Source organism: Streptomyces sp. NBC_01723, assembly GCF_036246005.1.
Taxonomy (GTDB): domain Bacteria; phylum Actinomycetota; class Actinomycetes; order Streptomycetales; family Streptomycetaceae; genus Streptomyces.
Window position 1 is genome coordinate 3673976 of record NZ_CP109171.1, and the last position, 26680, is coordinate 3700655.

Below are 26680 nucleotides of genomic sequence, written 5' to 3' on the forward strand. Positions count from 1 at the left end.
GGCCGGAGGCGATCGGGGGAGGTCGGTACCGGTGATCCTCACCGTCACGCTCAACACCGCTCTCGACATCACCTACCGGGTCCGGTCCCTGCGGCCGCACGCGTCCCACCGGGTCACCGACGTGACGGAGCGGGCCGGCGGCAAGGGGCTGAACGTGGCCCGGGTGCTGGCGGCCCTCGGGCACGAGGTGACGGTCACCGGTTTCGCGGGCGGCACCACCGGCGGCGTCGTACGCGACGGGCTGGCCGGCGTGCGCGGGGTGGCCGACGCGCTGGTGCCGGTCGCCGGGGCCACCCGGCGCACCATCGCCGTCGTCGACGAACGCACCGGCGACACCACCCAGCTCAACGAACCGGGCCCGGCCGTCGCACCCGCCGAGTGGAACGCCTTCCAGGACACGTACGAGGAACTGCTCGCCGGCGCCTCCGCGGTGGCGCTGTGCGGCAGCCTGCCGCCGGGCGTCCCGGTGGGCGCCTACGCCGGTCTGGTGCGGTCCGCGCGCGCGGCGGGCGTGCCGGTGCTGCTCGACACCAGCGGGGAGCCGCTGCGGCGGGGCGTCGCCGCCCGGCCGGACCTGATCAAGCCGAACGCCGACGAACTGGCCGAGCTGACCGGCTCGCACGAGCCGCTGCGGGCCACCCAGGCGGCCCGGCGCCGCGGCGCCCGCTCGGTGATCGCCTCGCTGGGCGCCGAGGGGCTGCTCGCGGTGACCCCGGAGGGCCGCTGGCGGGCCGCGCCGCCCGCCCACGCGCACGGCAACCCGACCGGCGCGGGCGACTCGGCGGTCGCGGGCCTGCTCTCCGGCCTGGTCGAGCACCTGCCCTGGCCGGACCGGCTGGCCCGCGCGGTCGCCCTGTCCGCAGCGACGGTCCTCGCCCCGGTGGCCGGCGAGTTCGACCGGGCGGCGTACGAGGAGCTGATCGGGCGGGGGGTCGCGGTGACGGCGGAGGCGGGCGCGGCGTGATCCCCCGAGGGGGCGGCTAGTCGGTCGAGAGCGAGAACTGGTCGAAGGCCACGTCGCACTTGTTGCCCTCGTTGCACGCGAGCTCAATCGTGTTGGTGCCCTTGGTGAGGTTCACGTTGGCCCAGGTGGTCTGCCAGCCCTTTTCCCAGTCGCCCTGAGGCGTGCCGCCGAAGTTCTTCATGTTCAGCGGGCGCGAGCTGGCCTTCCCGTTGATCACCAGAGTGGCGTCGGCGTCCACCCCGGGGATGCCATAGCGCACGTTCAGGCGGTAGCTGCCGGCCTTCTCGATGCCGTTGACGGTCCAGGTGACCTTGGCGCCGACCTGGTTGAAGCCCGTGACGTAGACACCGCCGTCGGCCTCCGCGCCCTTGACGTCCGAGGCGGTGGTCACCCCGGGTGACAGGCGCAGGGTCTTCGCGTCGACCCCGGGAAGCTCGACCTCCTCCTCCGCCCCGTCGCTCGCGGACGCGCTCGGCTCGGTGGTCTGGGACTGGCCGGCGGTGGGGTCGCCGCCCGCCTCGTCGCCGCCCTTGTCGTCGTCCGAGCCGCTGCTCGTCATGGCGACGGCGATGCCGATCACCACGGCGGCGACCACGGCGACCGCGCCGATCAGCAGGCCCTTGGTGTTGGGGCCGCGGCGTCCGCCGCCCCCGCCGTGCCCGGACTGCTGGGAGCCGGTGTGAGAACCGCCACCCCCGCCGGGGAACGTCTCCGGCGCGGCGTAATGCGCGTTCGGCTGCCCGTAGGCGCCCTGCTGCGGCGGGGCGGCCTGGCCGTGGGCGGCGGTCTGGACGCCCTGGTGCTGTGGCGCCCCGTACTGCCGTGTACCGACGGGACGCACCCGGTTGACGGAGTTCGGGTAGCCGTAGCCACCGGACGGCGGCTGGGCCCCGTTGGCCTGCCCGTCGGCGTAGAGATAGCCGAAGGGGTCGTCGTCCTCGGGCGTGCTCGCGCCGTTGTTGCCGGGCGTCATCCCTTGGTCTCCTAACCAGATGCGGTGCGTTGCGGTACAGGTGTGAGATGGCGAGCCTACCCGCTCGAGCTGACCCAAACGGGTGACTCAGACCGCATCAGCGCGCTGACCTGGTGATCATCCGGCTCGGCGGTGCTGTTTGGGACGAGATCGTTTCTCGACGTACATCCGTTCGTCAGCTGACTTCAACACCTCGTCCGCCGTCATGCCGCAGTGTGCCCATCCGATGCCGAAACTGGCGCCCACGCGGACGGCCCGGCCCTCGGCCCGGATCGGCTGGATGATCTCGTTGCGCAGGCGTACGGCGAGGTCCTGGGCGTCGGCGCGGCCGAGACCGTTGGCGAGGATCACGAACTCGTCGCCGCCGAGCCGGGCCACCGTGTCGCCGTCGCGGACGCCGCCGCCGAGCCGGCGGGCGACCTCGATGAGCACGGCGTCACCCGCGTTGTGCCCGAACCGGTCGTTGATCGACTTGAAGCCGTCCAGGTCGCAGAAGAGGACCGCGAGGCCCTTGGTGCCGTCGTCCCGGCCGTCCTCGGGGGCGACCGCGTGCACATGGTGGTCATAGGCCCCGTACGGCTCGGCGGGCGCGCTGAAGTCGAAGGTGTGGCCGCCGGAGTCGAAGACGGCGGGATGCCCGTAGGCGGCGTCCATCGCGTCGGCGATCGCCGCGTGCGAGGACTGCGGGCGCTGGCAGAGCCGGGCGGCCAGGCGGGAGCGCAGTTCGGCGGAGTTGGGCAGCCCGGTGAGCGAGTCGTGCGAGGCGCGGTGGGCGAGCTGGAGCTCGCGGCGCTTGCGTTCCTCTATGTCCTCGACGTGGGTGAGCAGGAAGCGGGGCCCGTCGGCGGCGTCGGCGACGACGCTGTTGCGCAGCGAGACCCAGACGTAGGTGCCGTCGCGGCGGCCCAGGCGCAGCTCGGCCCGGCCGCCCTCGGCGGAGGTGCGCAGCAGGGTGCCGATGTCCTCGGGGTGGACGAGGTCGGAGAAGGCGTAGCGGCGCATCGCGGAGGCGGGGCGGCCGAGGAGGCGGCAGAGCGCGTCGTTGGTGCGCAGGATCCGGCCGTGCTGGTCGCCGCCCATCTCGGCGATGGCCATGCCGGAGGGGGCGTACTCGAAGGCCTGGCGGAAGCTTTCCTCGCTGGCCCTGAGCGCCTGCTGGTCGCGCTCCAGGCGGACCAGGGCGCGCTGCATGTTGGAGCGGAGCCGGGCGTTGCTGATGGCGATGGCGGCCTGGAAGGCGTACATCTGCAAAGCCTCGCGGCCCCAGGCGCCGGGGCGGCGGCCGTTGCGCGGCCGGTCCACGGACAGGACGCCGATCAGCTCGCCGCTGTTGCCGGCGCCCTGCGGGCCGGGCGCGTACATCGGCGCGAAGAGGCGGTCCGAGGGGTGCCACTCGTCCTCGAAGCGGGGCGCGGGTCCGTCGGTGTACCACTGCGGGACGTCGTCGTCGTCGAGGATCCAGCCCTCGGTGTGCGGTATGAAGATCAGGTCGCCCCACTGCTCGCCCATGTTCAGGCGCCGGTCCCAGGAGTCGCGGGAGCCCGAGCGGCCGGTGATGAGCGCCTCGGCGGCCGGGTTGCCGGCGAACGCGGCGACGACGAGATCGCCGTCGGGGCGGACCAGGTTGACGCAGGCCAGCTCGTACCCCAGGGCCTGGACGACGCCGTCGGCGACGGCCTGCAGGGTGTCGGCCAGGCTGCGGGCCTTGTTCATGTCGGCCATGGCCTGGTGCAGTTGCCGCAGGGACGCAAGGCGGACATAGGGCTCCGACTCGGTCTCCATGCTCGCCCTCCCCCCGAGACCTCGCAGCGAATCAAGGGATCTCTCCGGCGCCCTTACTGATGGTGCCCTTGCAGGTTCACCGCCACTGAATCACAGCGCGCTCCCCACTCGGTACACAGGGTCAACAATTACCGCCCCTTGTGACTCAAGTCACAGCGGAAGATGAACAATTGAGTGGAGTTTCTGCGTTTTCCCTGTGCGTTTACTGAACGCAAATTTTGTGGCTATGCGCACGTCTCCGTCCGTGGTCCTAGGTCCCGGTTCGGACCGGGGTCCGATGTCCGGCCGAGAGTCCGGAGATTAGCGTGATGGTGTGCCGAATACTCCCTCCCTCACGTCCCATGCGTCCCCCGCGCTCCCGCTGCCGTCGCCCGCCGCCGGGCATGCTGAGGGGGTGAGCAACGAGGAATTCCGCGCCGCCATGTCCCGGCTGGCCTCGGGCGTGGTCCTGGTGACCGCCCAGGAGCCGCCGCTCGACGCCGACGACCCGCTGGCGCCGGGCGGTGAGGACGTCGGGATGACGGCCACGGCGTTCATGTCGGTCTCCCTGGATCCGCCGCTGGTCCTGGTCAGCCTGCGGACGGGCTCCCGCATGGACGACCTGCTCGACGAGCAGCCCCTGTGGGCGGTCTCCGTGCTCTCCGAGAGCCAGCGGCACATCGCCGGCCGCTTCGCGATGAAGGGCCGGATCAGCGACCGCCTCCTCTTCGCCGACATCCCCTACGTGCGGGGCGGGGCGACCGGGGCGCCGCTTGCCGGGGGCGCCCTGGCCACCCTGGAGTGCCGCACCGAGCAGCGGGTGCCGGCCGGGGACCACGTGCTGGTCATCGGCCGGGTGCTGACCGCCGCCCTGCCGAGCGCGGACGGGGGGCCGCTGACGTACTTCCGGGGCCGGTACCGGCAGTTGGGCTGAGCCGTAATGCGCTCGCCCGTCCTCGCGCCGCCTGCCTAGGGTGCGCGCATGACGACGCACGCCGGTCTCCGCCTGGAGACGATCACTTCCGCGAACTTCGAGGCCGCCACCGGCATCCGGGTGCGCCCGGAGCAGGAGTTCGCCGTGGACCCGGTGGTGAAGTCCCTCGCCGAGGCGTACGTGCATCACGGCGTCGCCTGGCCCCGGCTGATCGTGGACGGCGACCGTCCGGTCGGCTTCCTGATGGCCTTCCTCGACATCGACTGGTACGAGGACGGCAGCGTCCTGCGCTCGGGCCTGTGGCGGCTGAACATCGCGGCCGGTGAACAGGGCCGAGGCTACGGCCGCTTCGCCGTGGAGTCGGTGGTGGAGGAGATCCGCCGTCGCGGCGGCAAGGAGTGCTTCGTGACGTGGCATCCGGGCCCGAACGGCCCCGAGGGCTTCTACCTGGGCCTGGGCTTCCGCCCCGACGGGGAGACGAGCGAGGGCGAGACGGTGGGCGTGCTGGAGCTGGGCTGAAACACCGCGGAACACGCCCCGAAAGGGGCGCGGGGAACCGCGCGCCCAGCCACGACGAACCCGTGGACAGCCACAACGGGAACCCCCGCGTCGGTCACTCCCAGCCCCGCGCGGAGCGCCCTCGCTTGGTCTGGGCGCGCTGCTTCTTCTCCCGCAGGCGGCGTTCGTTGATGCCGCGCGGGATGCGGGTGGGGCGACGCTGCTTCGGCGGGGGCGCGGTGGCCTCGGCGAGCAGCGCCGTCAGGCGCACCGCGGCGCTCTCGCGGTTGCGCCACTGGGAGCGGTGCTCGGAGGCGCGGACGCTGACGACGCCGTCGGTCAGGCGCCCGGCCAGCCGTTCCAGCGCCCGCCGCTTCCACACCTCGGGCAGGGCCTCGGTCCGCGCCAGGTCGAAACGCAGCTCGACCGCCGTGTCGGTGGTGTTGACGTGCTGGCCGCCCGGCCCCGAGGAACGCGAGAAGCGCCAGACCAGCTCGGCCTCGGGAAGGGAGACGGAACCGCGGATGACATGGGGACCGGACATGCCGTCCATGTTCCCGCCACCGAACGGGTCACGTCACCCGAATATCCTCGGTCCCGGACTCGGTAAAGAAAGTAAAGAGAGCTGGAACCTTACGTACCCCCCTCGACGTTCATGGGGGTAGCTGTAGCTTTCTTGCCGTACGTAAACGAGGGAAGGGACTCCCAACAATGGCTGTAAGCCTGTCCAAGGGTGGCAACGTCTCGCTCACCAAGGAGGCTCCGGGCCTGACCGAAGTCACCGTGGGCCTCGGCTGGGACGTCCGTACCACCACCGGCACCGACTTCGACCTCGACGCGTCCGCGATCGCGGTCAACACGCAGGGCAAGGTCTACTCCGACGGTCACTTCGTCTTCTTCAACAACAAGCAGACGCCGGACAACACCATCGTCCACACCGGTGACAACCGCACCGGCGAGGGCGCCGGCGACGACGAGGCGATCAACGTCAACCTGGCGGGTCTGCCGGCCGACATCGAGAAGATCGTCTTCCCGGTCTCGATCTACGACGCGGAGAACCGCTCGCAGAACTTCGGCCAGGTGCGCAACGCCTACATCCGCATCCTCAACCAGGCCGGCGGCGCCGAGATCGCCCGCTACGACCTGTCCGAGGACGCCGCCACCGAGACCGCCATGGTCTTCGGCGAGCTGTACCGCAACGGCGCCGAGTGGAAGTTCCGCGCCGTCGGCCAGGGCTACGCCTCGGGCCTGGTCGGCATCGCCCAGGACTTCGGCGTGAACGTCTGACGTTCGCCCGCCGAGCAGTTCCGTACGAAGGCCCCCGGACGTCCGGCCGGGGGCCTTCGGCGTGTCCGGTCGGCCTGTTCCGGCGTCGGTGTCACGGCAGCAGGCGCTGCTCCTTGGCCACGGCGACCGCGCCCGCGCGGGTGTCGACGCCGAGTTTGTCGTAGATCCGGCGCAGATGGGTCTTGACCGTGGCCTCGCTGATGAACAGGGCGCGAGCGATCTCCCGGTTGCCGAGACCGGTGGCGAGCTGCGCCAGGATGTCGCGCTCGCGGTCGGTGAGGGAGGGCCTCGGGCGCCGCATGTTGGCCATGACCCGGCTGGCGACCGGCCCCGACAGCGCCGTACGGCCCTGGGCGGCGGCGTGGATCGCGGCGAACAGTTCCTCGGGGCGCTCCGCCTTCAGCAGGTAGCCGGTGGCGCCGGCCTCGATGGCGCGGGTGATGTCGGCGTCGGTGTCGTACGTGGTCAGGACGAGTACGTGCGGTGTGCGGCCGCCGGAGCCGGTCGTAGGGGCGGTGAGGCGGCGGGTGGTCTCCACACCGTCGATGCCCTCGCCGAGCTGGAGGTCCATCAGCACCACGTCCGGCGCCAGCCGCCCGGCGAGCGCGAGCGCCTCCTCGCCGGTGCCGGCCTCGCCGACCACCTCGATGCCGGGGGCGCTGTCGAGCAGGGCGAGCAGCCCGGCCCGTACGACGACGTGGTCGTCGCAGACCAGGATGCGCACGGGGCCGGGAGCGCCGGCTGCCGGGTCGGTCATCGGGGTGCCTCCTGGGCGTCGGCCGGGTCGGTGCGGGGCGGGTCCAGGGGGACGGCGGCGGACAGGGCGGTGCCCTCGCCGGGGGCGGACTCGACGGTCAGGGTGCCACCGAGCTGGCGCAGCCGGGCGCGCATCGCCGGCAGTCCGTGGCCCCGCACTCCGGCGGGGGCGTCGGGCAGGGCGGCCGGGTCGAAGCCGTGGCCGTCGTCGGTGACGTCCAGCACGACCTGGTCGTCGAGGAGGGTGAGGCTGAGCGCGGCGGTGGACGCGCCCGCGTGCTCCCGGACGTTGGCCAGGGCGCCCTGCGCGATGCGCAGCAGGGCCGACTGGACGCGGTCGGGCAGCGGCGGGACGCGGGCGCCGTCGTCGACGTGGACGCGCACGGTGAGGTCGTCGCCGGACTCCCGCGCGGCCAGTGCGCGCAGCGCCGCCTCGAGGCCGCCGCCCCGGGCGAGGTCGGCCGGGGCGAGGTCGTGGACGAAGCGGCGGGCCTCGGCGAGGTTGTGCTCGGCGACGGAGGCGGCGCCCCGGACGTGGGCGCGGGCCTTGTCCGGGTCGGACTCCCAGACCCGCTCGGCCGCCTGGAGCAGCATCCGCTGGCTGGACAGGCCCTGCGCGAGGCTGTCGTGGATCTCCATGGACAGCCGCTGGCGTTCGGCCAGGGTGCCCTCGCGGCGTTCGGAGGCGGCGAGTTCGCGGCGGGTGCGGATCAGGTCGTCGATCAGGGCGCGCTGCCGGGCGGTCTGCCGTTCGGTGTGCAGGAACACGGCGGCGGCGACGGCGGCGACGGCGGGCGGGGCCAGCAGCAGGTTCGGGTCGAAGCGCCCGGCGAGCCGGAGCTGCGCGGCGACCACGAACACCGTCAGGACGCCGACCAGCACGAGCGCGGCCCGGGGCGGCAGGGTGCGCAGGCCGGTGTAGAAGAGGGGTACCGCGCACCAGGAGAAGCTGGGCGCGAGGACGACCAGCACCATCCACACCACGACCACCAGGCCCAGCCAGGCCACGCGCCGCCCCGTGGGCCGCTCCCCGGCCCCGCTGAGGACCGGCCCGAGCAGGTGCAGCAGGGCCAGCGCGAGGGAGAGGGCGAGGATCCACGGGGTGCGGGGCTCGCCCGGGTGGCGCAGCAGGAAGCGGGCGAGGGCGCCGCCGAGCAGCAGGAAGAACGCCGCGTGCATGACGGCGCCGAGCCACCGGGTGTCGGGGTCGTACGGCTTCGGCATCCGCCCGCCTCCTTTCCGGTTCGTGTCCCCCAACGTGCCGCAGGAGGGCGCTGAGCTGCCCGAACACACCCATGGTGCCCTGTGCGGGGGGTGTCCGGGTCAACCGATCGGACGACCCCGGCCTCGCCCGTTCCGTCGTCCGGGAGCAGCCGGAACGGCGACCGGGCACCGGGGCGGCGGGACGGAGGGTGGAGAGCGGACGCAGCACAGCGCCCGATCCGGCCCGATCCCGAGGAGCAGACCGCCATGAAGAAGACCCTCTCCCGACGCGCCCGCATCGTCACCGGAGGCGCCGTGCTCGCCGCCGTCGCCGCCGGCACCTTCGGCACGGTGGCCGCGAACGCCTCCGCTCCGGAGAGCGGCCGCGACTCAGCCGTGTCCGCCGCCCCCGCCTCGGCCGGGCAGCGCTCCACCACGACCTCCACGCACCTGACGATCGACGCCGCCACCGAGGCGGGGCAGGCCGCGCTGAAGGCGGCGAAGAAGGAGGGTCAGCGGATCACGGTGGCGGTCGTCGACCGCAACGGCAACACGATCCTCACCATGCGCGGTGACGGCGCCGGCCCGCAGTCCTACGAGTCGGCCGAGAAGAAGGCGTTCACCGCGGTCTCCTGGAACGCCCCGACCAGCGAGCTGGAGGGCCGCCTCGAGAACGCCCCGAACCTGAAGGACATCCCGGGCACCCTGTTCCTGGGCGGCGGCGTTCCGGTCACCGCCGGCAAGGCGCCGATCGCCGGGATCGGTGTCGCGGGCGCTCCGTCCGGCACCCTGGACGAGAAGTTCGCGCGGGCGGGCGCCGAGGCGCTGAACTAGGGGCTGCCCGAGGAGGCAGCGGGGCTGGCCACAGGGCCCCGACACCCGGTCCCAACGGGCGTTTCACGTGAAACGCCGCATAGGATCACGACGTGCGCATCTCCCGTCCCCTCATAGCCGCCGCCACCGTCACCGTCCTCGCGGCGTGCAGCGGTGGCGGGGCCGTGGACGGCGGTCCCGGTGGCTCGGGCGTGCGCGATCCGTACTTCCCGAAGGCGGGCAACGGCGGCTACGACGTCGGCCACTACGACCTGAAGCTGGCCTACGAGCCCGACGACGAGCACCTCGCCGGCACCGCGACGATCACCGCCCGTGCCACCCGGGACCTGTCGGCCTTCGACCTCGACCTCAAGGGCCTGGACGTCGAGGCGGTCACGGTCGAGGGCCGGGAGGCGCGCTTCAACCGGGCCGGGCAGGAGCTGACCGTCCGCCCGGCGGACGAGCTGCGCGAAGGGGAGACGTTCCGGGTGAGCGTCCGCTACTCCGGCGAACCTCGGACGGTGACCGATCCCGACGACTCCGAGGAGGGCTGGCTGCCCACCGCCGACGGCGCGGTGGCGCTCGGCCAGCCGGTCGGCTCGATGGCGTGGTTCCCCGGCAGCCACCACCCCTCGGACAAGGCGACGTACGACCTCGCCGTGACCGTTCCGGAGGGCTTCGGCGTGGTCTCCAACGGGGAGCTGCGGGACGAGCGGACCCGTGGCGGCCGTACGACGTTCACCTGGCACACGGCCGAGCCGATGTCGAGCCACGTGGCCACGGTCGCCGTCGGCGAGTGGGAGACCGACCGCTCCACCACCGACACCGGTCTGCCGGTGTACACGGCCGTCGACCCGCAGCAGTCCGACGCGAGCCGCAAGGTGCTGGCGCGGATTCCCGAGGTCGTGGAGTGGGGCGAGGAGAACTTCGGCCCGTACCCCTTCTCCTCCACCGGCGCGATCGTCGACCGCGTCGAGGACGCCGGATACGCGCTGGAGACCCAGAACCGGCCCTACTTCCCCGGCGCCCCCGGCCCGGCCCTCCTCGTCCACGAACTCGCCCACCAGTGGTACGGGAACTCGGTCAGCCCGAAGACCTGGCGGGACATGTGGCTCAGCGAGGGCTTCGCCACGTACGCCGAGTGGCTGTGGGAGGAGGACGAGGGCGGCGACACCGCCCAGCAGACCTTCGACGCGCTCTACGACGGGACGTACTACGACGAGGAGGACGAGGGCGACTCGATCTGGGCGTTCCCGCCCGCCGACCCGCCCGACGCCGAGCAGATCTCCGCGAGCCCCGTCTACCAGCGCGGCGCGATGGTCCTGCACAAGATCCGCCAGAAGGTCGGCGACGACGCCTTCCTGGCCCTGCTGCGGGGCTGGGCCACCGCGCACCGCCACGGCAACGCGGACACCGAGGACTTCACGGCCTACGTGGAGAAGTCGGCGCCGGACGAGGACTTCACGGAGATCTGGGACGACTGGCTCTACGGGGACGGCCGGCCGGACCGCCCGTGAGGCACCGCCGTCCCCGCGGTCTCACCCCTCGAAGGCGTCGAGCAGCAGGGCCAGGTCCGGGGGCCAGAGCGGTTCGGGGGCCTCGGCCAGTTCGGCGCGGCTCCACCAGCGCCATTCGAGGATGCCGTCCGCGGCGTGTGCGGCGGCGAGGTGGGGGCCGGTGGGTTCGCGGCGCGGGGCGTGGGTGACGTAGATGTGCTCGTGCTGGCGGACGGGGCCGACGCTCAGGTGGGTGAAGTCGTGTTCCCAGGTGCAGAGCAGCGGGCCGGGCTCCAGGTCGTGCCAGCCGGTCTCCTCGCGCACCTCGCGCAGGGCGCCCTCGCGGGGGCTCTCGTCCGCGTCCAGTCCGCCGCCGGGCATCGCCCAGTGCACGCCGACCTCGATGTTGTCGTAGCGCAGGAGGAACACCGCGCCCTCGGGGTCGAGCACGGCGACCCGGGCGGCGCGGCGCGGGGTGCGGGGCACGCCGCTGTCGAACTCCTTGCGCAGCACCGTGCAGGGACGGCCGCGCTCCAGGTCGGGGCGGTGGTCGACGGCCGTGTAGCCGAGGGCGGTCCAGAAGGCGAGGGCCTCGGTGTCGGCGTCGAGCACGGCGAGCCGTACGGCGGTGCGGCCGGTGGCCCGGAGCCGTTCCTCGACGAGCGTCGCGAGCCGCCTGCCGTGGCCCCGGCGCCGCAGCTCGGCGTCCACCATCAGCAGCCCGATCCAGGGGTCCGGGTCGGCCGGGTCGGGATGCCGGGCGAGTGTGATCGCGACGCCCGTCAGCCGGCCCGCGTCCCTGGCGAGGAGCACCTCGGCGCCCGGTCGCGCCAGCTCGTCGGCCAGCGCCGCCGCCACCTGCTCCGGACGGATGTCCTCCGGGTCGGGGAAGTCGCCGCTGAGCGCGTGGAAGTCGCGGTGGGCGGCGTAGAGGGCGGTCAGCTCGGTGAGGAGGGGCCCGGGGATGTCGTGGTCGGGGCCGGGCCGCAAGGGGGTGATGATCACGTGGGCAACCTATCCGGTCGGGCGTGACACCATCGGCTGCGTGCTCGACATCGGCTACGCCCTCTCCAACCGCTTCCCGGACCCGCCGCAGACGGACTACCGGCGCGCGGACGTCCGCGCGCTGCGGCACGACCTGTTCTGCGGGGACGTCTATCTCGCCGACACCAAGGCCGACCGGGAGCTGTCCACAGCCTGGGGATGGGTGCCGGTGCTGGACTTCGCCTGGGCGCTGTGCGACATCGTGGAGCGCGTGGACCGGGACCCGGCGGGCTCCCGGGCGGCCCGGCCGCAGCGGGCGGAGCTGGACTTCACCGAGTCCACGGACCGCCTGCTCTTCCAGCGCCGCTTCGGCTGGGTCGACATCGAGGCGGAGTGGATGCCGGCGGACGAACCCCCGCTGTCCTTCTCCCACGCCGAACTGCGCCGGGAGGCCCGGGACTTCCTGCACGACCTGGTCGCCGATCTGACCGACATGCACGAGGACCTGGCGGACAACCCGGCGATCTGGACCCTCCAGGCCCGCTTCCCGCGCCTGACCTGACGCCCCCCTGCGCGCCTGCCCTGACGCCCCGGCCCGGCGCTATCCGTCCGCCAGCACCCGCACCCCCAGCTCCGCCGCCAGTACCGGTGCCAGGTCGAGCAGCTGGGCCGGGCTGATCACGGCGCCCGACAGCCGGTCCACGCCCCGGGCCAGCTCCAGCGGGGCGGCGCCGCGCAGGTCGACGTCGACGAGGGTGGCCGCGCTGAGGTCCGCCTCCTTCAGGGCGCAGTCCACGAACTCGACGCGCTCCAGGCGGGCGCCGCCGAAGTCCGGTTCGACCAGGACGCAGCTCTCGAAGACGACGTCCTTGAGCCGGGACCGGCGCAGGTTCAGGTAGTCGATCTTGCCGCCGCGGATCAGGACCCGTTCCAGTACGGCACCGTGCAGCTGGGTGCCGCCGAGGCGGGCGTCGCGCAGCTCGACGTCGCGCAGGGTGGCCTCCGCCAGGTTCGTGCCCACGCCGCGGACGCCGGTGAGGACCGAGTCGAGCAGCCGGGCCCGGGGCAGCGACGCCTCGTCCAGCGCGCACCCCGTCAGCGCGCAGTCCATGAAGCGGGCGCCCGCGCCGTCCTGCCCGGTGAGGTCCGTCTCCGCGAAGTCCAGCGCGTCGTAGTCCCCGTCCGGCTCCAGTCCCCCGTCCTCGAACGGCGCCAGCGGTGGCAGCCGCAGCTCCGGGCGCCGCGCCGCCCGCACCGTCGTACCCCGTCCGTCCGCCGCTCTCCTCGCCATGACCCCATGCTGCACCCCGCCACTGACAACCGGCGCCGGCCTGCGCGAACGCCTCCGCTCCGGGCGCGATGTCACATTCGGCACCCCCTCGGGCGTCGTAGGGGCAGACAGGTCACGCACCAGGCGACCCCGACCCGAGGGAGACCCCGAGCCATGCATCGCATCACCGTCGTCGGCGGCGGCCTCGCCGGACTGACCGCGGCCATCACCGCCGCCGAGGCGGGCGCCAAGGTCACCGTCCACGAGGCCCACCACACGCTCGGCGGCCGCGCCCGGACCGCCGAGGGCCCCTACCGGACCAACGAAGGCCCGCACGCCCTCTACAACGGCGGCCCGCACTGGTCGTGGCTGCGGCAGCGCGACCTGATCGGTCCGCTCGCTCCCCTCCCGCCGCTGGAGGCGGCCCGGCTGCGGCTGCGGCACAAGGGCGTGCTGCGCCGCACCCCGCCCTTCGCCATGCTCAAGCTGCTGCGCCGGGGCCTGGGTCCGGCGCCCGTCGACACCGACTTCCTGACCTGGGCGACCGGTGTCGCGGGCGAGGAGGGGGCGCGGGCCGCCGCCCACTACTGCGCCGTCGCGCTGTTCCACCACGATCCCGGGTCGCTGTCGGCGGCCTTCGTGCAGGAGCGGCTGCGCCGGGCCGCCAAGCTGCCGCCCGAGGCGCACTACCCGCGCGGCGGCTGGGCCGGGGTCGTCGACCGGATGGCCGCCCTGGCCTGGAACCTCGGCGTCCGGGTCGAGACGCTCTCCCGTGTCGACGCCCTCCCCACCGACGCCCCGGTCGTCGTCGCCACCTCGCTGGACGCGGCCCGCCGGCTGCTGGGCGACCCCGCACTGACCTGGCCGAGCGGGCGCACCGTCCTCGTCGACCTGGCCCTGCGGACCCGGCGCGGTGACGCGTTCGCGGTCTCCGACCTGGACGCGCCGGGCTGGATCGAGCGGTTCACCGCGCAGGACCGCACCCTGGCCCCGGCGGGCGAGCAGCTGATCCAGGGGCAGATCCCCGTCGCACCGCGGGAGTCGAAGGCCGACGGGACCGCCCGTGCCGAGGAGCTGCTGGATCTCGGGATGCCCGGCTGGCGCGAGCGGGTCACCTGGCGGCGCGAGGCGGTCGCGAACGGCCGTACCGGCGCCGTCGACCCGCCCGGCACCACGTGGCGGGACCGGCCCGCCGTCGACCGGGGCGACGGGGTGTATCTCGCCGGGGACCAGGTGGCCGCACCGGGTCTGCTTTCCGAGGTCTCCTTCAACAGCGCGCTCACCGCGGTCTCCCTCGCCCTCGGCCGGGGCCGCAGGGAACTTGACCTCAAGCATGCTTGAGGTCGTTGAGTGGAGTCCGTACCGGCCGGCACAGGCCCGTACGGACCACTCTTCCGTTGGGGGACCCTCATGCACGCCATCCGTCTGCACGCCTTCGGTCCGGCGGAGAACCTCGTCCTGGAGGAGGTCGAGGATCCGCGGCCCGGCCCGGGCCAGGTCCGGATCGCCGTCCGCGCGGCGGGCGTCCACCTCCTGGACACCGCCCTGCGCGAGGGCGCCCAGGGGCCTTTGCCCGCACCGGCCGAACTGCCCACCGTCCCCGGCCGCGAGGTCGCGGGCGTCGTCGAGTCCGTCGGGGAGGGCGTCCCGGCGGACCGGCTCGGCAGGCGCGTCGTCGTCCACCTCGGCTTCGCTCCCGGGGGCTACGCCGAACTCGCCGTCGCCGACCTCGCGCGCCTGCACGAGATCCCGGAGAACCTGGACTTCGCCGAGGCCGTCGCCATGATCGGCACGGGCCGTACGGCGATGGGGATCGTCCAGTTCGCCGACCTCGGCCCCGGCACCGTGGCCGTGATCCCGGCCGCCGCCGGGGGCATCGGCACCCTGCTGACGCAGTACGCGAAGAACGCCGGCGCCACCGTGATCGGACTCGCCGGAGGCCCCGGGAAGACCGCCCGGGTCGCCGCGAACGGCGCCGACCTCGCCGTCGACTACCAGGACCCGAGGTGGCCGGAGAAGGTCCGCGCCCACCTCGGCGGTCGCCCGGCGACGGTCGTCCTCGACGGTGTCGGCGGCGACGTGGCCCGCGAGGCCGTCGCGCTGCTCGGGCCGGGCGGCCGGCACGTGGTCTTCGGCTGGTCGGCCTCGGGGCCGCGCGACGGCACGCCGTACCTGGTCGACGGCGTCTCCCAGCAGGTGCTCGGCCCGGTGATGCTGGAGCGGGCCGGCGGCGCCGATCCCCTCCGCACCCTCGAACTGCGCGCGCTCGGCGAGGCCGCCGCGGGCCGCCTCGTCCCGGCGGTGCACCGCTTCCCGCTCGCCGCTGCCGCCGCCGCGCACCGTGCGCTGGAGAACCGCGGCACGACCGGCAAGGTGGTCCTGGTCCCGTGACCCACCGTCACGACCGGACACGGAAAGCATGCGATATGCCCCGATCCATGGTCTTCTGGCCAGATGAGTGGCACCTGGTCAGGTGAGCCGGCCGCGCCCACGGATGCCGACCCCCGCCGCTGGTGGGGGCTGGTGGTGATCGCCCTGGCCCAGCTGATGGTCGTCCTGGACGCGACCATCGTGAACATCGCGCTGCCGTCCGCGCAGCGCGACCTGGGCATGTCCGACGGCAACCGCCAGTGGGTGATCACCGCCTACACCCTCGCCTTCGGCGGCCTGCTGCTGCTCGGCGGCCGGGTCGCCGACCTGGTGGGACGGAAACGGACCTTCGTCGTCGGGCTGATCGGATTCGCCGCCGCCTCGGCGTTCGGCGGTGCCGCGACCACCCCGGCGATGCTCTTCGGCGCCCGCGCCCTCCAGGGCGTGTTCGCCGCCCTGCTCGCGCCGTCCGCGCTCTCCCTGCTGAGCACCACGTTCAGCGACCCGCGGGAACGGGCGAAGGCCTTCGGCATCTACGGCACGCTGGCCGCGAGCGGCGCCGCCGCGGGGTTCATCGTCGGCGGCGTGCTCACGGAGTACCTGAACTGGCGCTGGTGCCTGTACGTCAACATCCCCTTCGCCGTCGCCGCCGTCATCGGCGCCTACACCCTGCTGCACGACCGTCCCGGCCACGGCGACGCCCGCCTCGACGTCCCCGGCGTGCTCCTCGGCTGCGGCGGCCTGGTCGCCCTCGTCTACGGCTTCGGCGAGGCGCAGCCCCGGGGCTGGAGCGACCCGCTGGTGCTGGCCCTGTTCGCCCTGGCCGTCGTACTCCTGACCGCCTTCGTGTGGTGGCAGACCCGCGCTCCGATGCCGCTGCTGCCCCTGCACATCATCCGCGACCGCAACCGGGCCGGCTGCATGGTGACGATGATGCTGGCCGTCATCGGCATGTTCGGGATGTTCCTCTTCATGACCTACTACCTCCAGGTCGTCCTCGCCTACTCCCCCCTGATGACCGGCCTGGCCTTCCTGCCGATGACCGCCTCGATCCTTACGGGCTCCACCCAGATCTCCGCCCGGCTGCTGCCGCGCGTGGGCCCGCGCATGCTGATGGTGCCGGGCATGCTCCTCGCCTCCGGCGGCATGGTGATCCTGACGCAGATGACCGTGGACTCCGCCTACGCGTCCGAGATCCTGCCCGCGCTGATCCTGATGGGGCTCGGCATGGGCCTGACCTTCATGCCGGTCTTCTCCACCGCCACCGCCGGGGTCGCCCCGCGGGACTCCGGCGTGACCTCGGCGACCGTCAACACCTCGCAGCAGATCGGCGGCTCGATCGGCACCGCGCTGCTCAACACCATCGCGACCGGCACCAGCGCGTCCTACATCGCCTCCCACCTCACCGACCCGACGCGGCGGGCACAGGTCGTCCGGGAGGGCATCGTCCACGGCTACACGGTCGCCATCTGGGTGGCCGCCGGCATCATGCTGCTGGCCGCACTGGCCGCGGGCCTGATGGTGACGGCCAAGGCGCCGAAGCACGACGCCCCGGCCGACGACCCGGTGCCGGAGCCGGTGGCCTGAGAGGAAGTCCTCCCTCCCCCGCCGAGGCCCCGATATCCACGTGACCGCGACACCGCGCCCAGGTAGCGTCGTCGCCCGTGATCGACGTTCCGGACGGACTCGCGGCCGCGCAGGCGAAGTACAACGGAGAGGCGGGGCGTGCCTTCATCGACGGACTGCCGGAGCTGGCCGCCTCGTTCCTGCGGCGGTGGGAGCTGCGGCTGGACGGGCCCTCGATGCACGGCTGGGCCGCGCTGGTACTGCCGGTCGTGCGCCGCGACGGCGTCCCGGCCGTGCTGAAGCTCCAGATCCTCGACGAGGAGACCGAGGGCGAGCCCCTCGCGCTGCGGGCCTGGGACGGGGACGGAGCGGTCCGGCTGCTCGACCACGACCCGGCCACCGGCACCATGCTCCTGGAGCGGCTGGACTCGGGCCGCATGCTCAGCCACGTCGAGGACTCCCGCGCGGCCGTGCTCGTCATCGCCCGGCTCCTCGCCCACCTCACCGCGGCCCCCGCTCCGCCCGGCGTGCGCGGTCTCGGTGACATCGCGCGGGCCATGCTGGAGCGGACGCCCGGGACCCTGGGCGCCATCCCGGACCCGGCGGACCGGAGGCTGGTCGCCGACTGTGCCGCCGCCCTGCGCGAGGTCGCCGGCGAGCCCGGCGACCGGCTGCTCCACTGGGACCTGCACTTCGAGAACGTCCTCGCCTCCGCACGCGCCCCCTGGCTGGCCATCGACCCCAAGCCGCTGGCCGGTGACCCCGGGTTCGACCTGCTGCCCGCCCTGGACAACCGCTACGACCCGGCCGAGACCCGGTGGCGCTTCGACGCGATGACCGACGTCCTCGGCCTCGACCGGCAACGGGCTCGCGCCTGGTCCCTCGCCCGCGTCCTCCAGAACTCCCTGTGGAACGTCGAGGACGGCGACCCGCTGGAGGCCGAACAGCTGGAGATCGGGCGGTTGCTGCGGGACCTGTGAGCCGTCGGGACCGGCCCGTCAGCCCTGCGCCCGGGGCCGGTCGCGTCCGCGTTCCCGGTCCAGCGCGGCCGGCAGCTCGGTCCTGCGCCGTATCCGCAGCTTGCGGTAGGTGCTGGTCAGATGGGTCTCGACGGTGCGCCGGGCCAGGTGCAGCAGCTCGGCGATCTCGGTGTTCGTGCGGCCGTCGGCGGCCAGTTCGGCGATCCGGCGCTCACTGCCGGTCAGCGACCCGGCGCCGGTGTGGGACGCGACGGAGCCCCGGGCGCCGCCCTCGCGCAGGGCCTGCCCGGCCAGGGTGAGCCACCGCAGCGCGCCCTTGCGTTCGGCCAGCTCCGCCGCCTCGCGCAGCCGGGCGCGGGCGCGTCCGCGTTCACCGGCCGCGATCAGCTGGCGGCCCTGGGCGAGCAGGGCCGGGATCAGCTCCATGTCGGTGTCGGCGGGCGCGTCCCGCAGGGTCCGTACGGCCTCCTCGGCCAGCTCCAGACCGCGGCGCCCGCCGGTCGCGGTGCCCAGCACGCTCAGCGCGCGGCCCACGGTGCGCGGGGTGTTCCACACCCGGGCGAGCCGCAGTTCCTCCGTCGCCAGGGCCAGCGCCTCGGGTCCGCCGCCCAGGGCCAGCCGGCACTCCGCGACCGCCGTCCGCCACGGGGTGACGACCGGGCTGACCACCTCGCGGGCCGACTGGCGCCGCCCGCACTCCAGGAAGTCGTGCAGCGCGCCCGCCGGGTCGCCGGTGGCGGCGCGCAGCACGCCCCGCGCGTACAGGTAGCGGTTCAACTCCCAGTTCTCGGGCACCTCGCGCAGGTCGAAGCGGTCGGCGTAGCGCAACGCCTCGTCGATGCGGCCGGTGTGGACGAGGGCCATCAGCGCGTGGGCGTCCCGGTTGGTGGGGCCGTTGGCGCGTCCGGGGTCGGCGGCGAGCAGCCGGGCCAGGTCGCCGCGGGCGGCGGCGATGTCGGCGCGGGTGTTGAGGATCGCGTGCTGCATCGGGTGCAGCAGGGCGGGGTGCTGTCCGGCCAGGCCGCGTTCCACCAGCCGGTCCGCCTCGTCGAGTTCGTCGGCCCACTGGGCGACCGCGGCGGCCGTGCCCAGCAGGAAGGGCTCGGCGAGCGGGTCGGTGGGCTGGGCGAGCAGGTCCCGCACCCGGACCATGGCCTCCTCGGCGGAGATCAGCGCGGCCGTCGCCGCGTACCGCACCAGCAGGGCCTGTCCGGCGGTGCCCAGCAGGTCCGGGGAGTGGCGGCCGGTCTCGGACAGCCAGCGGTACACCTCCTGCCGGGTCGCCAGGTCCTGGTCGGACAGCATCGCGGTGGCGGTCTGCACGGTGCGGGCCAGGCCGGGGTGGCCGGAGAGCCGGCCCTCCGTGCGGCGCAGCACCTCCATGGCGGTACGGATCTCGCCGCGGCCGGCCAGGGCGGTGCCGAGGGCGACCGCGGTACGCACCCGGTTGCGGGGCTCGGCCGGCAGGTGCTGGGCCTCGGCGAGGCGGGCGATGGCGGCGGGGGTGTCGGCGGAGGCGTACTCCAGGGAGCCCAGTTCGGTCAGCAGCCGCTGGCGCAGGTCGTCGGTCAACCGCTCGTCCAGGGCCCGGCGCAGGTAGGCGACGGCGTCGTCCGGGCGGCCGTCGTGCACGGCGACCGTCACGGCGTCCCGCAGCACCCGCAGCGCCCAGGGCAGGCCGACGGCCGGGGTGCGCAGCAGGTGCCGGGCGACCGCCTCCACCCGGTCGCCCCGGCGCAGCATGGCCTCCGCCGCCGCCCGGTGCACGGCCTCCCGGCGGGGCTGCGGCCAGCCGGTGAGCACGGCGTCGCGCAGCAGCGGGTGGGCGAAGCGGGGGCGGCCGCCCGCGTCGTCGCGCAGCAGACCGAGCCGTGTCATGGCGGCGAGCCAGCCGGCGACCCGCGCGGGGTCGGCCCCGGCGGCCTCGGCGAGCACGTCGACGGGGTCCCCGGCGCCGGCCGCGCCCGCGGGCCCCTCCGGGGACGTGGGCGTACGCCAGCGGCCGGGCGTGCGGTGCCGGGCGTGAGCGGACGGGTCGTCAGGGCCGTAGCAGGAGGCGGGCGTGTCCCCCGGGAACGCTTCGTACTCCTCGTGGAGTGCGTACGACGGGCCGCCCTCCCTCTCCGGAACGTCGCGGCCCGGCCGCGCGTACGGCCCGTGCGCCTGGTGCCCGGCGGCCGCGCCGCCCTGCGCGGACACCGTCGTCTCGCCGTACGGCCCCCGCCCGGCACGGCCCACGCCGCCGGACCCGGGCCCGAAGGCGCCGGACCAGGCGTCGGTGTGCGGACCGGGGGCGGTGGTGAGGGGGGCCGGATCCGTGATGAGGGGGTCGAGGGCCAGGGAGGGGCCCGGGTCCGCGCAGGCCGCTCGCCGGGTCTCGGTCCGGGCGTACCGCACGGGTTGCGGGTACGGGCCGCCGTCCCCGTACTCGGCGGGCCGGTCGTGCTCCGGCTCCGCGTGCCCCGTGGGGGTCCGCGGGGCCGGCTGGTCGAGGGCATGGCGAAGCCCGGCCCGGCGCGGCGGCGGGCCCTGGGGCCATGCCTGTTCCAGGGCCGCGAGGCTGCGGGCGACGGCGGCCGTCGCGGGACCCGCGCTCTTCAGCCACCAGGAGACGGCCGCCGGATAGGACCCCGGGTACAGCTCCGCGGACGTCTCGGGCACCCGCGGCAGGCCCTCGGGGTGCCGGGTGCCGCCCAGGTCGTCCAGCAGGGCGTGCAGCAGCAACGGGCTGCCCGCACCGGCTCGTACGCAGTCCGCCGTCCACCGTGCCGAGGCGCCGGGGAAGGCGGCGCGGACCAGCCCGGCCGCCGCGGCGTCGCTGAGCGGGGCGAGGGTGTGGGTGCGCACGAGCGAGGGCGACAACGCCTGGGTGAGCCCGGCGGGGCGCGGTTCGACGTCGTACTGACTGCGCTCGGTGGCGACCAGCAGGAGCGGTAATCGGTCGACCCGCCGGGCCGCCTCCGTAAGCCAGCGCCGCGAGGGCTCGTCGGCGAGGTGGACGTCGTCGACGGCCACCAGCAGCGGGCCCTCCGCCGCGTACGAGCGCAGCAGCCGCCACAGGCGGGCCGCGCTGCCCCGGTCGTCGCCGCCCGGCGCCACGTCCGTGAACTCCGGTACGGGGCCGAGGAGGTGGAGGACGGTGGAGAAGGGCGCCGCGGTGTCCTCGGGCGAGCACCGCGCGCGCAGCACCCGCAGTCCGCGGTCGGCGGCGTGCCGGACGGCGGTCTCCAGGACGGCGGTGCGCCCGGTGCCGCTCGCGCCGCGCAGGAGGACGAGGCGGCCGGCGCCGGCCCGCGCGCGCTCGATCTCGGCCGCGAGCAGCGCGTGGGCGTCGTCGCGTTCGCGCAGCGGTCCGGTCATCGGTGCCTCCTGTGGTGGATGACGCTCCCCCGGTATGTGAGACGCCCGAACGCGCTGATGGGTGGCATGCAGTCGCCGATATCGCCGCGCCGCGCCCCCGCGCCGTCGGTGGCTGTGGTGGGGCTCACGGTGGCCCGCGGCCCCCTCTCCGCACCCATGTACCCCCTCTGTGAACCCTTTTGACCTGCCAGTACTTCCCCGGGGCGGCCAGTCGTGGTGGTCGCCGCGCTGGTCTCGTGGTGTGCCTCGTGGTGCTCCACGATTGCGAAGTCCCTCCCGTCACAGAAGTGTGGAACACGCTCATCCGCTACCGGCTCGCGCCGCGTAACGGGCTCGTGAACAGGGGGGAAACGGTTGCTCAACTCACCCCGGACCACCACCACATCCGGCCGCGCCTCAGACGGCGCCGTCGGCGTCACCGACCGGCGCGTACCGGTGGCGGTGACCGCTCCGGATCCGATCAGCCGCGAGGGCGCGATCAGCCAGCTGCGCCGGCATCCGGAGATCGACCTGCGCGAGGAGTCGGGGCCCGGCACGGTCGCCCTGCTCATCGAGGACGCGCTCGACGAGGCGGCGCTCACCCGGCTGCGCCGCCTGGTGCGCAGCGAGGGCGCGCGTGCGGTGCTCGTGGTCGGCGCCATCCGCGAGAGCGAGCTGCTCGACGTCGTCGAGTGCGGCGTCGGAGCCATCGTCTGGCGGCACGAGGCCACCGCGCACCGCCTGGTGCAGGCGGTGCTGGCCGCCTCGCGCGGCGACGGGGACCTCCCCGCGGACCTGCTCGGCCGGCTCATCAGCCAGGTGGGCACGCTGCACCGGGGCGCGGCGGGACGCCCCGGCGCCCCCTCGCTGGGTCTCGCACCCCGTGAGGTGGACGTCCTGCGTCTGGTGGCCGAGGGTCTCGACACCGGGGAGATAGCGGGCAAGTTGTCCTACTCCGAACGCACCGTCAAGAACGTCATGCACGGACTCACCACGCGACTGCACCTGCGCAACCGCGCGCACGCCGTGGCTTATGCCCTTCGGGAAGGCTACATCTGACCGAACGGGCAATCGAGAGCGGTCTCCCGGGACCGCGCGGGCAGGGCACCCTGCCCCGGAGCCGTCCCCGGCGCGCGTGCGCGCGGGAGGGCGACCGGACACGATCGGTGACAGACGGCGGCCCCGCACGGGCCGGCCGGAGTCGAGTGCGGGCAGGGCGGGAGCGCGAGCGTGATCCACGAGGTGGACGAGGTCCTCAAAACCCTCCTCAAGAGCGGGGCGATGACGGGCTCGGGCATCGACGTGGCCTTCGAGGCACCGACCCGCGACTGGGCGGCCCGGCGCAACGCCCCCGTGATCAACACGTACCTGTACGACATCCGTGAGGACGTGAACCGGCGTCAGCGCGGCCAGATGGCCGTGCGCGACGAGGACGCCATCATCATCAAGCGCCGCCAACCGCCCCGCTGGTTCCGACTGTCGTACCTGGTGACGGCCTGGACGAAGACCCCGCAGGACGAACACCGGCTGCTGTCCGCCGTGATGGCGACGCTGCTGCCGCGCGAACTGCTGCCCCCGTCCCAACTTCCCGGCTCGCTCGGCGCGCTGGGCCTGTCGGTGCCGCTCACGGTGGCCGGCATCCAGACCGAGGCCCGTTCGCTCGCCGAGATCTGGTCCGCGCTGGGCGGCGAACTCAAGCCCTCCCTGGACCTGGTGGTGACCGCGCCCTTCCCGGCCTCCCCGGAGTACGACGCCGGTCCCCCGGTCACCGAGGGCGCGACGGTCCGGGTGGGCGGCATCGAGGGCGACCCGCCCATGGCCGAGGGGCGTTCGCACCGGCCGCACCAGGTGGCCGCGGCCCGCGCCGCCCGCCGGGGCGCGCAGGACCGGGGCACGGGACGGCCGTGAACGCTCCCGGCACCGGCTCAGGGCCCGCCGCTCCCGGCACCGCGGCGTCCGGCCCGTACGACGATCCCGGCCGGGTGCTGTCCGCGCGGCTGGCCGGCCTGCGGGGGCCGGTGACCGCGCTGGTCGACCGGCGGGCCGGCGGCGACCCCACGGCCGACGACCCGCTGCGCGGCCTGTACCTGTCCGACGAGGCGGTCCAGCACCTGCTGGACACCTGGCCCTCCGGCGACGCGACCGGGCCGGCCGAACCGCTCCCCGCCGTCACCCCTGCGGGCCCCGGCGACCGGCTGGCGTGGCTGGCCGACCGGACGCGCCTGACCGAGCTGGACACGGCCGTCCTGCTCATCGCCCTCGCCCCGGACGTCGACCGCACCTTCGAGCCGCTCTACGGCTACCTCAACAACGACGTCAGCCGCCGCCGTGCCACCGTCAGCCTCGCCCTCGAACTGTGCGGGGTTCCCGCGCACCTGGCGGCTGCCCGCGCCCGGTTCCACGCCTCGGCCCCGCTGCGCTCCCTGGGCCTGCTGGAGGTCGAGGAGCCCGAGCGCCCCTTCCTCACCCGCACGCTGTGCGTCCCGGACCGCCTGGTCGGCCACCTGCTCGGCGACGACTCCCCCGACGCCGCGCTGCTCGGGCTGCTGTCCGCGATGCCGGAGCCGCTGCCCTCGGCCGCCCCGGCGGCCGACGTGTTCACGGACCGCCTCGCCGCCCGGCTGCGGCAGGGGCCGCTCACCGCCTACCTCCGCGAACCCCGCGAGGGCGACGGCCTGGCCGCCCTGGCGTCGGTGCTGGACGCGGCGAAGACGGAGGCGCTGCGCTTCGCCGGTCCGGAGGAACACGTCCCCGACCTGCTGCGCGAGGCCCGCCTCACCGGCCGGGCGGTCGTGGTGTCGGACCTTCCCGAGAAGCCGGGCCCCCTGGTGCGGGCGCTCACCGCGGCGACGGACGTCACGGTGCTGATGTGCGACCCGCGCCCCTACGACCCGCAGTGGACCCGCGCCGACCCGCTGGTCCTGGACGCGCCGGGCCGCCGGGCCGGTGGCGCCACCGCCTGGCGGGCCGCGCTCGGCCCGGACGCCGACGGGTTCGACCTGGCCACCGCCGTCGCCCCGTACCGCCTCGGCGGGGACCGCATCCAGCGGGCCGCGCTCACCGCGCGCGCCCTCGCCGCCTTCGACGGCCTCCCGCTGAACGCCGACCACGTCCGGCTCGCCGCCCGCCGCCAGTCCGCCTCCGGCCTGGAGAGCCACGCCCGGCGCATCCGGCCCGACGTGGACTGGGGCGACCTGGTGCTGCCGGACAGACCGCTGGTCCAGCTCCGCGAGCTGGCCCTGCGCGCCCGCCACCGCGACCGGGTGCTCGGCGACTGGCGGCTCAGCGCGGGCGGCGGGCGGGGCAGGGGCGTCCTCGGCCTGTTCGCGGGCGAGTCCGGCACCGGCAAGACGCTGTCGGCGGAGGTGGTCGCGGCCGACCTGGGCCTCGACCTCTACGTGGTCCAGCTGTCGTCGGTCGTGGACAAGTACGTCGGCGAGACGGAGAAGAACCTCGAACGGATCTTCACGGAGGCCGACCGCACCGACGCCGTGCTGCTCTTCGACGAGGCCGACGCCGTGTTCGGCAAGCGCTCCGAGGTCAAGGACGCGCACGACAAGTACGCCAACATGGAGAGCGCCTACCTGCTCCAGCGGCTGGAGTCCTTCGACGGCATCGCCCTGCTCACCACCAACCTGCGCGCCAACATCGACGAGGCCTTCACCCGGCGCCTGGACCTGGTGGTCGACTTCCCCTTCCCCGACCCCGAGCAGCGCCTCGCGCTGTGGCGCCACAGCCTGTCGCGGGTGCCGTCCGCCGACGGCATCGACCTGGTACCGCTGGCCCGGGAGTTCGAGCTGGCCGGCGGTTCGATCCGCAGCGCGGTGGTGACGGCCGCGTACCTCGCCGCCGGACGCGACGACGTGGTGACGGCGGACGACCTCCTGGAGGGCGCCCGCCGCGAGTACCGCAAGGCCGGGCGGCTGGTGCCCGGCGAAGGCGGCTGGTGAACCGGTAGGACCGGTTCCCTCATTCCTTCTTGGGATGGACGATCCGCCACTCCTGGTCGTCGATGTTGGTGCAGTCGGAGATGTTCAGCTTGGCGTCGAGCCCGCCGGTCCCGTTGCCCTCCACGTTCAGGCACTTGTGGTTGCTGGCGTAGTTGCGGATCCAGTAGTCGCCGCTCTCCTGCTTGTCGATCCACCAGAGCTGGTTGTCCGCCTTGGTCCCGTCGCAGTGGAACTCGGTGACGGGCGTCCCCACCGCGGCACCGCCGTACCAGGGGAGGTCCATGCAGAGCTTGTCCTTGGTGTTGCGGATCTGGAAGAGCTGGACTCCCTCGGGGCCGCCCTTCGCGTACCGCACCTCCAGGTTCCACATCTGGTTGTCCTCGTCGCCCGGGATGCACATCGACTGCTGTACGGGGTCGTCGGGCTTGCCCTTCTCGCGTCCGACGAGTTCGGCGCACATCTTGGTCGTGGTGTTGTAGAGCATCACGTTCTTGGCGGGCAGCAAGGGCTTCGGCTTGGGCTTGGGCTTCGGCTTCGGCTTCGGCTTGGGCTTCGGCTCTCCGCCGCCGTCGCCCCCTCCGCCGCCGGCGTCCTTGTCGATCGCCGGCTCCATGGAGGGCTGCGGTGCCGGCTCCACGGCGGGGGCGGAGGGTGCGGTGCTGGGGAGGGTCTCGGGGGTGGCGGAGGGGCTGGGGGCGAGGGCCGCGCCGGCCTGCTCCGTCTGCTCGGTGGCCTTCGAGGAGACCTGCGGCTTGTAAGCGATCCAGATCATCACGAACGCCAGCGCCAACGCCAAAAAGATCCCGAAGAACGTCGCCAGCCAACGCGGAAGAAACCCCCGCTGGACATACGTCCCCTCCACCTCCGTCGGATCCACACCGGAACGCTTCACCGACAACGTGTACGGACGCTCCTCCTTCGAACCGAACCAGATCACCTGCCGCGGCTTCAGCGTCGTCTCCACGAACGCCGCCCGACCCGGCTCGATCTGCACATTCCCCGGACGAACCTCGTACGACAGATGATCCCCGGTATCACTCCCCGCGACCGACGCCGTCACCTTCGTATTACCGACGTTGTCCACCGCCAGCCGCGGACGCCCCCGAAAACGACCCTTCACCGTCGGCGGCACCAACTCCGCACGCACCTCGGTAAAAGCCGTGATCGTCAGATTCCCCTCAGGAACCGTCACCGCATCCGGATGCTCCGTCGGCGTAATCCGCACCGCATACGGATTCGGCCCCGCCACCGCATCCGACGTCCGCGGCGGAGCAAACGTCAACTCCACCGTCCCCGTCGTCCCCGGATACAACCGCAACGTCTGCGGCTCCACCGACACCCACGGCGACACATCCCCCACCGGCTCGAACCGGTACTCATCCACCACATCACCGGTATTACGCACTCGCAGCCGCACACGCGTACTGCTGCCGGGGTCCACAGTCGCGGACGCGGGCTCCAGGGAAGTCCACAGGCTCACGTGGCGAGGCTAGAGGTGAACTCACGGCACGTCAGCGGAAGTCGGGGCAAGGTTGC

At 73.9% G+C, this 26680-nt stretch carries 23 protein-coding genes; 14 read left to right on the plus strand and 9 right to left on the minus strand.

The features are described 5' to 3' along the window. Window positions 1-31: 31 nt before the first annotated feature. Complete coding sequence (locus OIE75_RS16835; protein ID WP_329471373.1) at window positions 32-964, plus strand: 1-phosphofructokinase family hexose kinase; 933 nt, start codon at window positions 32-34, stop codon at window positions 962-964. A gap of 16 nt (window positions 965-980) precedes the next feature. Here OIE75_RS16835 and OIE75_RS16840 read toward each other — a convergent pair whose 3' ends face one another. Further along, the gene (locus OIE75_RS16840; protein ID WP_329471374.1) at window positions 981-1937 is read right to left on the minus strand and encodes a CBM35 domain-containing protein; all 957 of its coding nucleotides are present in this window, start codon (window positions 1935-1937) and stop codon (window positions 981-983) included. A gap of 117 nt (window positions 1938-2054) precedes the next feature. After that, window positions 2055-3719 (minus strand): diguanylate cyclase CdgB, encoded by a 1665-nt coding sequence (gene cdgB, locus OIE75_RS16845; RefSeq protein WP_329471375.1) that lies wholly within the window; start codon window positions 3717-3719, stop codon window positions 2055-2057. A gap of 313 nt (window positions 3720-4032) precedes the next feature. On the opposite strand from cdgB, the gene OIE75_RS16850 reads away from it, so the two are divergent. Together OIE75_RS16850 and OIE75_RS16855 are read left to right on the plus strand one after the other, a co-directional pair. After that, window positions 4033-4632, plus strand: coding sequence for a flavin reductase family protein (locus tag OIE75_RS16850; protein WP_373462974.1), 600 nt, complete (start codon window positions 4033-4035; stop codon window positions 4630-4632). A 48-nt stretch (window positions 4633-4680) separates the two neighbouring features. Further along, the gene (locus OIE75_RS16855; RefSeq protein ID WP_329471376.1) at window positions 4681-5151 is read left to right on the plus strand and encodes a GNAT family N-acetyltransferase; all 471 of its coding nucleotides are present in this window, start codon (window positions 4681-4683) and stop codon (window positions 5149-5151) included. Window positions 5152-5245: 94 nt separating this feature from the next. Here OIE75_RS16855 and arfB read toward each other — a convergent pair whose 3' ends face one another. Further along, window positions 5246-5683, minus strand: a complete 438-nt coding sequence (arfB, locus tag OIE75_RS16860; protein ID WP_329471377.1) for an alternative ribosome rescue aminoacyl-tRNA hydrolase ArfB — start codon at window positions 5681-5683, stop codon at window positions 5246-5248. A 158-nt stretch (window positions 5684-5841) separates the two neighbouring features. Between arfB and OIE75_RS16865 the strand changes: the two genes are divergently transcribed. Then, a complete protein-coding gene (locus OIE75_RS16865) occupies window positions 5842-6417 on the plus strand; it encodes a TerD family protein (protein WP_055417542.1) in 576 nt (191 codons plus the stop codon). A 91-nt stretch (window positions 6418-6508) separates the two neighbouring features. Here the strand turns inward: OIE75_RS16865 and OIE75_RS16870 are convergent, their stop codons facing one another. Then, a complete protein-coding gene (locus OIE75_RS16870; RefSeq protein ID WP_329471378.1) occupies window positions 6509-7174 on the minus strand; it encodes a response regulator transcription factor in 666 nt (221 codons plus the stop codon). After that, window positions 7171-8397 carry a sensor histidine kinase gene (locus tag OIE75_RS16875; RefSeq protein ID WP_329471379.1) on the minus strand — a complete coding sequence of 409 codons (1227 nt, stop codon included), beginning with the start codon at window positions 8395-8397 and terminating at the stop codon, window positions 7171-7173. The genes OIE75_RS16870 and OIE75_RS16875 overlap by 4 nt, the downstream gene beginning before the upstream one ends. Before the next feature lie 246 nt (window positions 8398-8643). Here OIE75_RS16875 and OIE75_RS16880 point away from each other — a divergent pair, with 246 nt between their 5' ends. Together OIE75_RS16880 and OIE75_RS16885 are read left to right on the plus strand one after the other, a co-directional pair. Further along, window positions 8644-9210, plus strand: a complete 567-nt coding sequence (locus tag OIE75_RS16880; protein ID WP_329471380.1) for a GlcG/HbpS family heme-binding protein — start codon at window positions 8644-8646, stop codon at window positions 9208-9210. A 92-nt stretch (window positions 9211-9302) separates the two neighbouring features. After that, window positions 9303-10706 (plus strand): M1 family metallopeptidase, encoded by a 1404-nt coding sequence (locus tag OIE75_RS16885; protein WP_329471381.1) that lies wholly within the window; start codon window positions 9303-9305, stop codon window positions 10704-10706. Window positions 10707-10727: 21 nt separating this feature from the next. Here the strand turns inward: OIE75_RS16885 and OIE75_RS16890 are convergent, their stop codons facing one another. Next, window positions 10728-11690, minus strand: a complete 963-nt coding sequence (locus tag OIE75_RS16890) for a GNAT family N-acetyltransferase (RefSeq protein ID WP_329471382.1) — start codon at window positions 11688-11690, stop codon at window positions 10728-10730. 40 nt (window positions 11691-11730) lie between these two features. On the opposite strand from OIE75_RS16890, the gene OIE75_RS16895 reads away from it, so the two are divergent. Then, window positions 11731-12231, plus strand: a complete 501-nt coding sequence (locus OIE75_RS16895; protein ID WP_307017978.1) for a hypothetical protein — start codon at window positions 11731-11733, stop codon at window positions 12229-12231. A gap of 39 nt (window positions 12232-12270) precedes the next feature. Here the strand turns inward: OIE75_RS16895 and OIE75_RS16900 are convergent, their stop codons facing one another. Continuing rightward, window positions 12271-12960: a pentapeptide repeat-containing protein gene (locus OIE75_RS16900; protein WP_307013315.1), complete on the minus strand. Its 690-nt coding sequence runs from the start codon at window positions 12958-12960 to the stop codon at window positions 12271-12273. Between the two features lie 153 nt (window positions 12961-13113). Between OIE75_RS16900 and OIE75_RS16905 the strand changes: the two genes are divergently transcribed. The 4 genes from OIE75_RS16905 (at window position 13114) to OIE75_RS16920 (ending at window position 17855) form a co-directional block, all read left to right on the plus strand. Continuing rightward, on the plus strand, window positions 13114-14280 hold the full coding sequence (locus OIE75_RS16905; RefSeq protein ID WP_329471383.1) for an NAD(P)-binding protein: 1167 nt from the start codon (window positions 13114-13116) through the stop codon (window positions 14278-14280). A 69-nt stretch (window positions 14281-14349) separates the two neighbouring features. Then, window positions 14350-15330, plus strand: a complete 981-nt coding sequence (locus tag OIE75_RS16910; RefSeq protein ID WP_329471384.1) for a zinc-binding dehydrogenase — start codon at window positions 14350-14352, stop codon at window positions 15328-15330. A 63-nt stretch (window positions 15331-15393) separates the two neighbouring features. Beyond that, window positions 15394-16896: an MFS transporter gene (locus OIE75_RS16915; protein ID WP_307013321.1), complete on the plus strand. Its 1503-nt coding sequence runs from the start codon at window positions 15394-15396 to the stop codon at window positions 16894-16896. A gap of 77 nt (window positions 16897-16973) precedes the next feature. Continuing rightward, a complete protein-coding gene (locus tag OIE75_RS16920) occupies window positions 16974-17855 on the plus strand; it encodes an aminoglycoside phosphotransferase family protein (RefSeq protein WP_307013324.1) in 882 nt (293 codons plus the stop codon). Window positions 17856-17873: 18 nt separating this feature from the next. Here the strand turns inward: OIE75_RS16920 and OIE75_RS16925 are convergent, their stop codons facing one another. Continuing rightward, complete coding sequence (locus OIE75_RS16925; protein ID WP_329471385.1) at window positions 17874-21215, minus strand: AAA family ATPase; 3342 nt, start codon at window positions 21213-21215, stop codon at window positions 17874-17876. A gap of 354 nt (window positions 21216-21569) precedes the next feature. Here OIE75_RS16925 and OIE75_RS16930 point away from each other — a divergent pair, with 354 nt between their 5' ends. The 3 genes from OIE75_RS16930 to OIE75_RS16940 all read left to right on the plus strand — a co-directional run bounded on the left by OIE75_RS16930 (window position 21570) and on the right by OIE75_RS16940 (window position 25144). After that, on the plus strand, window positions 21570-22253 hold the full coding sequence (locus tag OIE75_RS16930) for a helix-turn-helix transcriptional regulator (protein ID WP_307013328.1): 684 nt from the start codon (window positions 21570-21572) through the stop codon (window positions 22251-22253). A gap of 171 nt (window positions 22254-22424) precedes the next feature. After that, on the plus strand, window positions 22425-23102 hold the full coding sequence (locus OIE75_RS16935; protein ID WP_307013330.1) for a DUF4255 domain-containing protein: 678 nt from the start codon (window positions 22425-22427) through the stop codon (window positions 23100-23102). Further along, window positions 23099-25144: an ATP-binding protein gene (locus OIE75_RS16940; RefSeq protein ID WP_443078367.1), complete on the plus strand. Its 2046-nt coding sequence runs from the start codon at window positions 23099-23101 to the stop codon at window positions 25142-25144. Before OIE75_RS16935 ends, OIE75_RS16940 begins: the two co-directional genes overlap by 4 nt. A gap of 19 nt (window positions 25145-25163) precedes the next feature. Here OIE75_RS16940 and OIE75_RS16945 read toward each other — a convergent pair whose 3' ends face one another. Continuing rightward, window positions 25164-26624 carry an RICIN domain-containing protein gene (locus OIE75_RS16945; protein WP_307013332.1) on the minus strand — a complete coding sequence of 487 codons (1461 nt, stop codon included), beginning with the start codon at window positions 26622-26624 and terminating at the stop codon, window positions 25164-25166. Window positions 26625-26680: the final 56 nt, after the last annotated feature.

Bases quoted from the DNA above. Each gene is read 5' to 3' on its own strand.
- OIE75_RS16900 (WP_307013315.1), bottom strand. From the start codon at position 12,960: ATGGCGAGGAGAGCGGCGGACGGACGGGGTACGACGGTGCGGGCGGCG.
- OIE75_RS16865 (WP_055417542.1), top strand. From the start codon at position 5,842: ATGGCTGTAAGCCTGTCCAAGGGTGGCAACGTCTCGCTCACCAAGGAG.
- OIE75_RS16925 (WP_329471385.1), bottom strand. From the start codon at position 21,215: ATGACCGGACCGCTGCGCGAACGCGACGACGCCCACGCGCTGCTCGCG.
- OIE75_RS16840 (WP_329471374.1), bottom strand. From the start codon at position 1,937: ATGACGCCCGGCAACAACGGCGCGAGCACGCCCGAGGACGACGACCCC.
- OIE75_RS16870 (WP_329471378.1), bottom strand. From the start codon at position 7,174: ATGACCGACCCGGCAGCCGGCGCTCCCGGCCCCGTGCGCATCCTGGTC.
- OIE75_RS16880 (WP_329471380.1), top strand. From the start codon at position 8,644: ATGAAGAAGACCCTCTCCCGACGCGCCCGCATCGTCACCGGAGGCGCC.
- OIE75_RS16915 (WP_307013321.1), top strand. From the start codon at position 15,394: ATGAGTGGCACCTGGTCAGGTGAGCCGGCCGCGCCCACGGATGCCGAC.
- OIE75_RS16855 (WP_329471376.1), top strand. From the start codon at position 4,681: ATGACGACGCACGCCGGTCTCCGCCTGGAGACGATCACTTCCGCGAAC.
- arfB (WP_329471377.1), bottom strand. From the start codon at position 5,683: ATGGACGGCATGTCCGGTCCCCATGTCATCCGCGGTTCCGTCTCCCTT.
- cdgB (WP_329471375.1), bottom strand. From the start codon at position 3,719: ATGGAGACCGAGTCGGAGCCCTATGTCCGCCTTGCGTCCCTGCGGCAA.
- OIE75_RS16910 (WP_329471384.1), top strand. From the start codon at position 14,350: ATGCACGCCATCCGTCTGCACGCCTTCGGTCCGGCGGAGAACCTCGTC.
- OIE75_RS16905 (WP_329471383.1), top strand. From the start codon at position 13,114: ATGCATCGCATCACCGTCGTCGGCGGCGGCCTCGCCGGACTGACCGCG.
- OIE75_RS16875 (WP_329471379.1), bottom strand. From the start codon at position 8,397: ATGCCGAAGCCGTACGACCCCGACACCCGGTGGCTCGGCGCCGTCATG.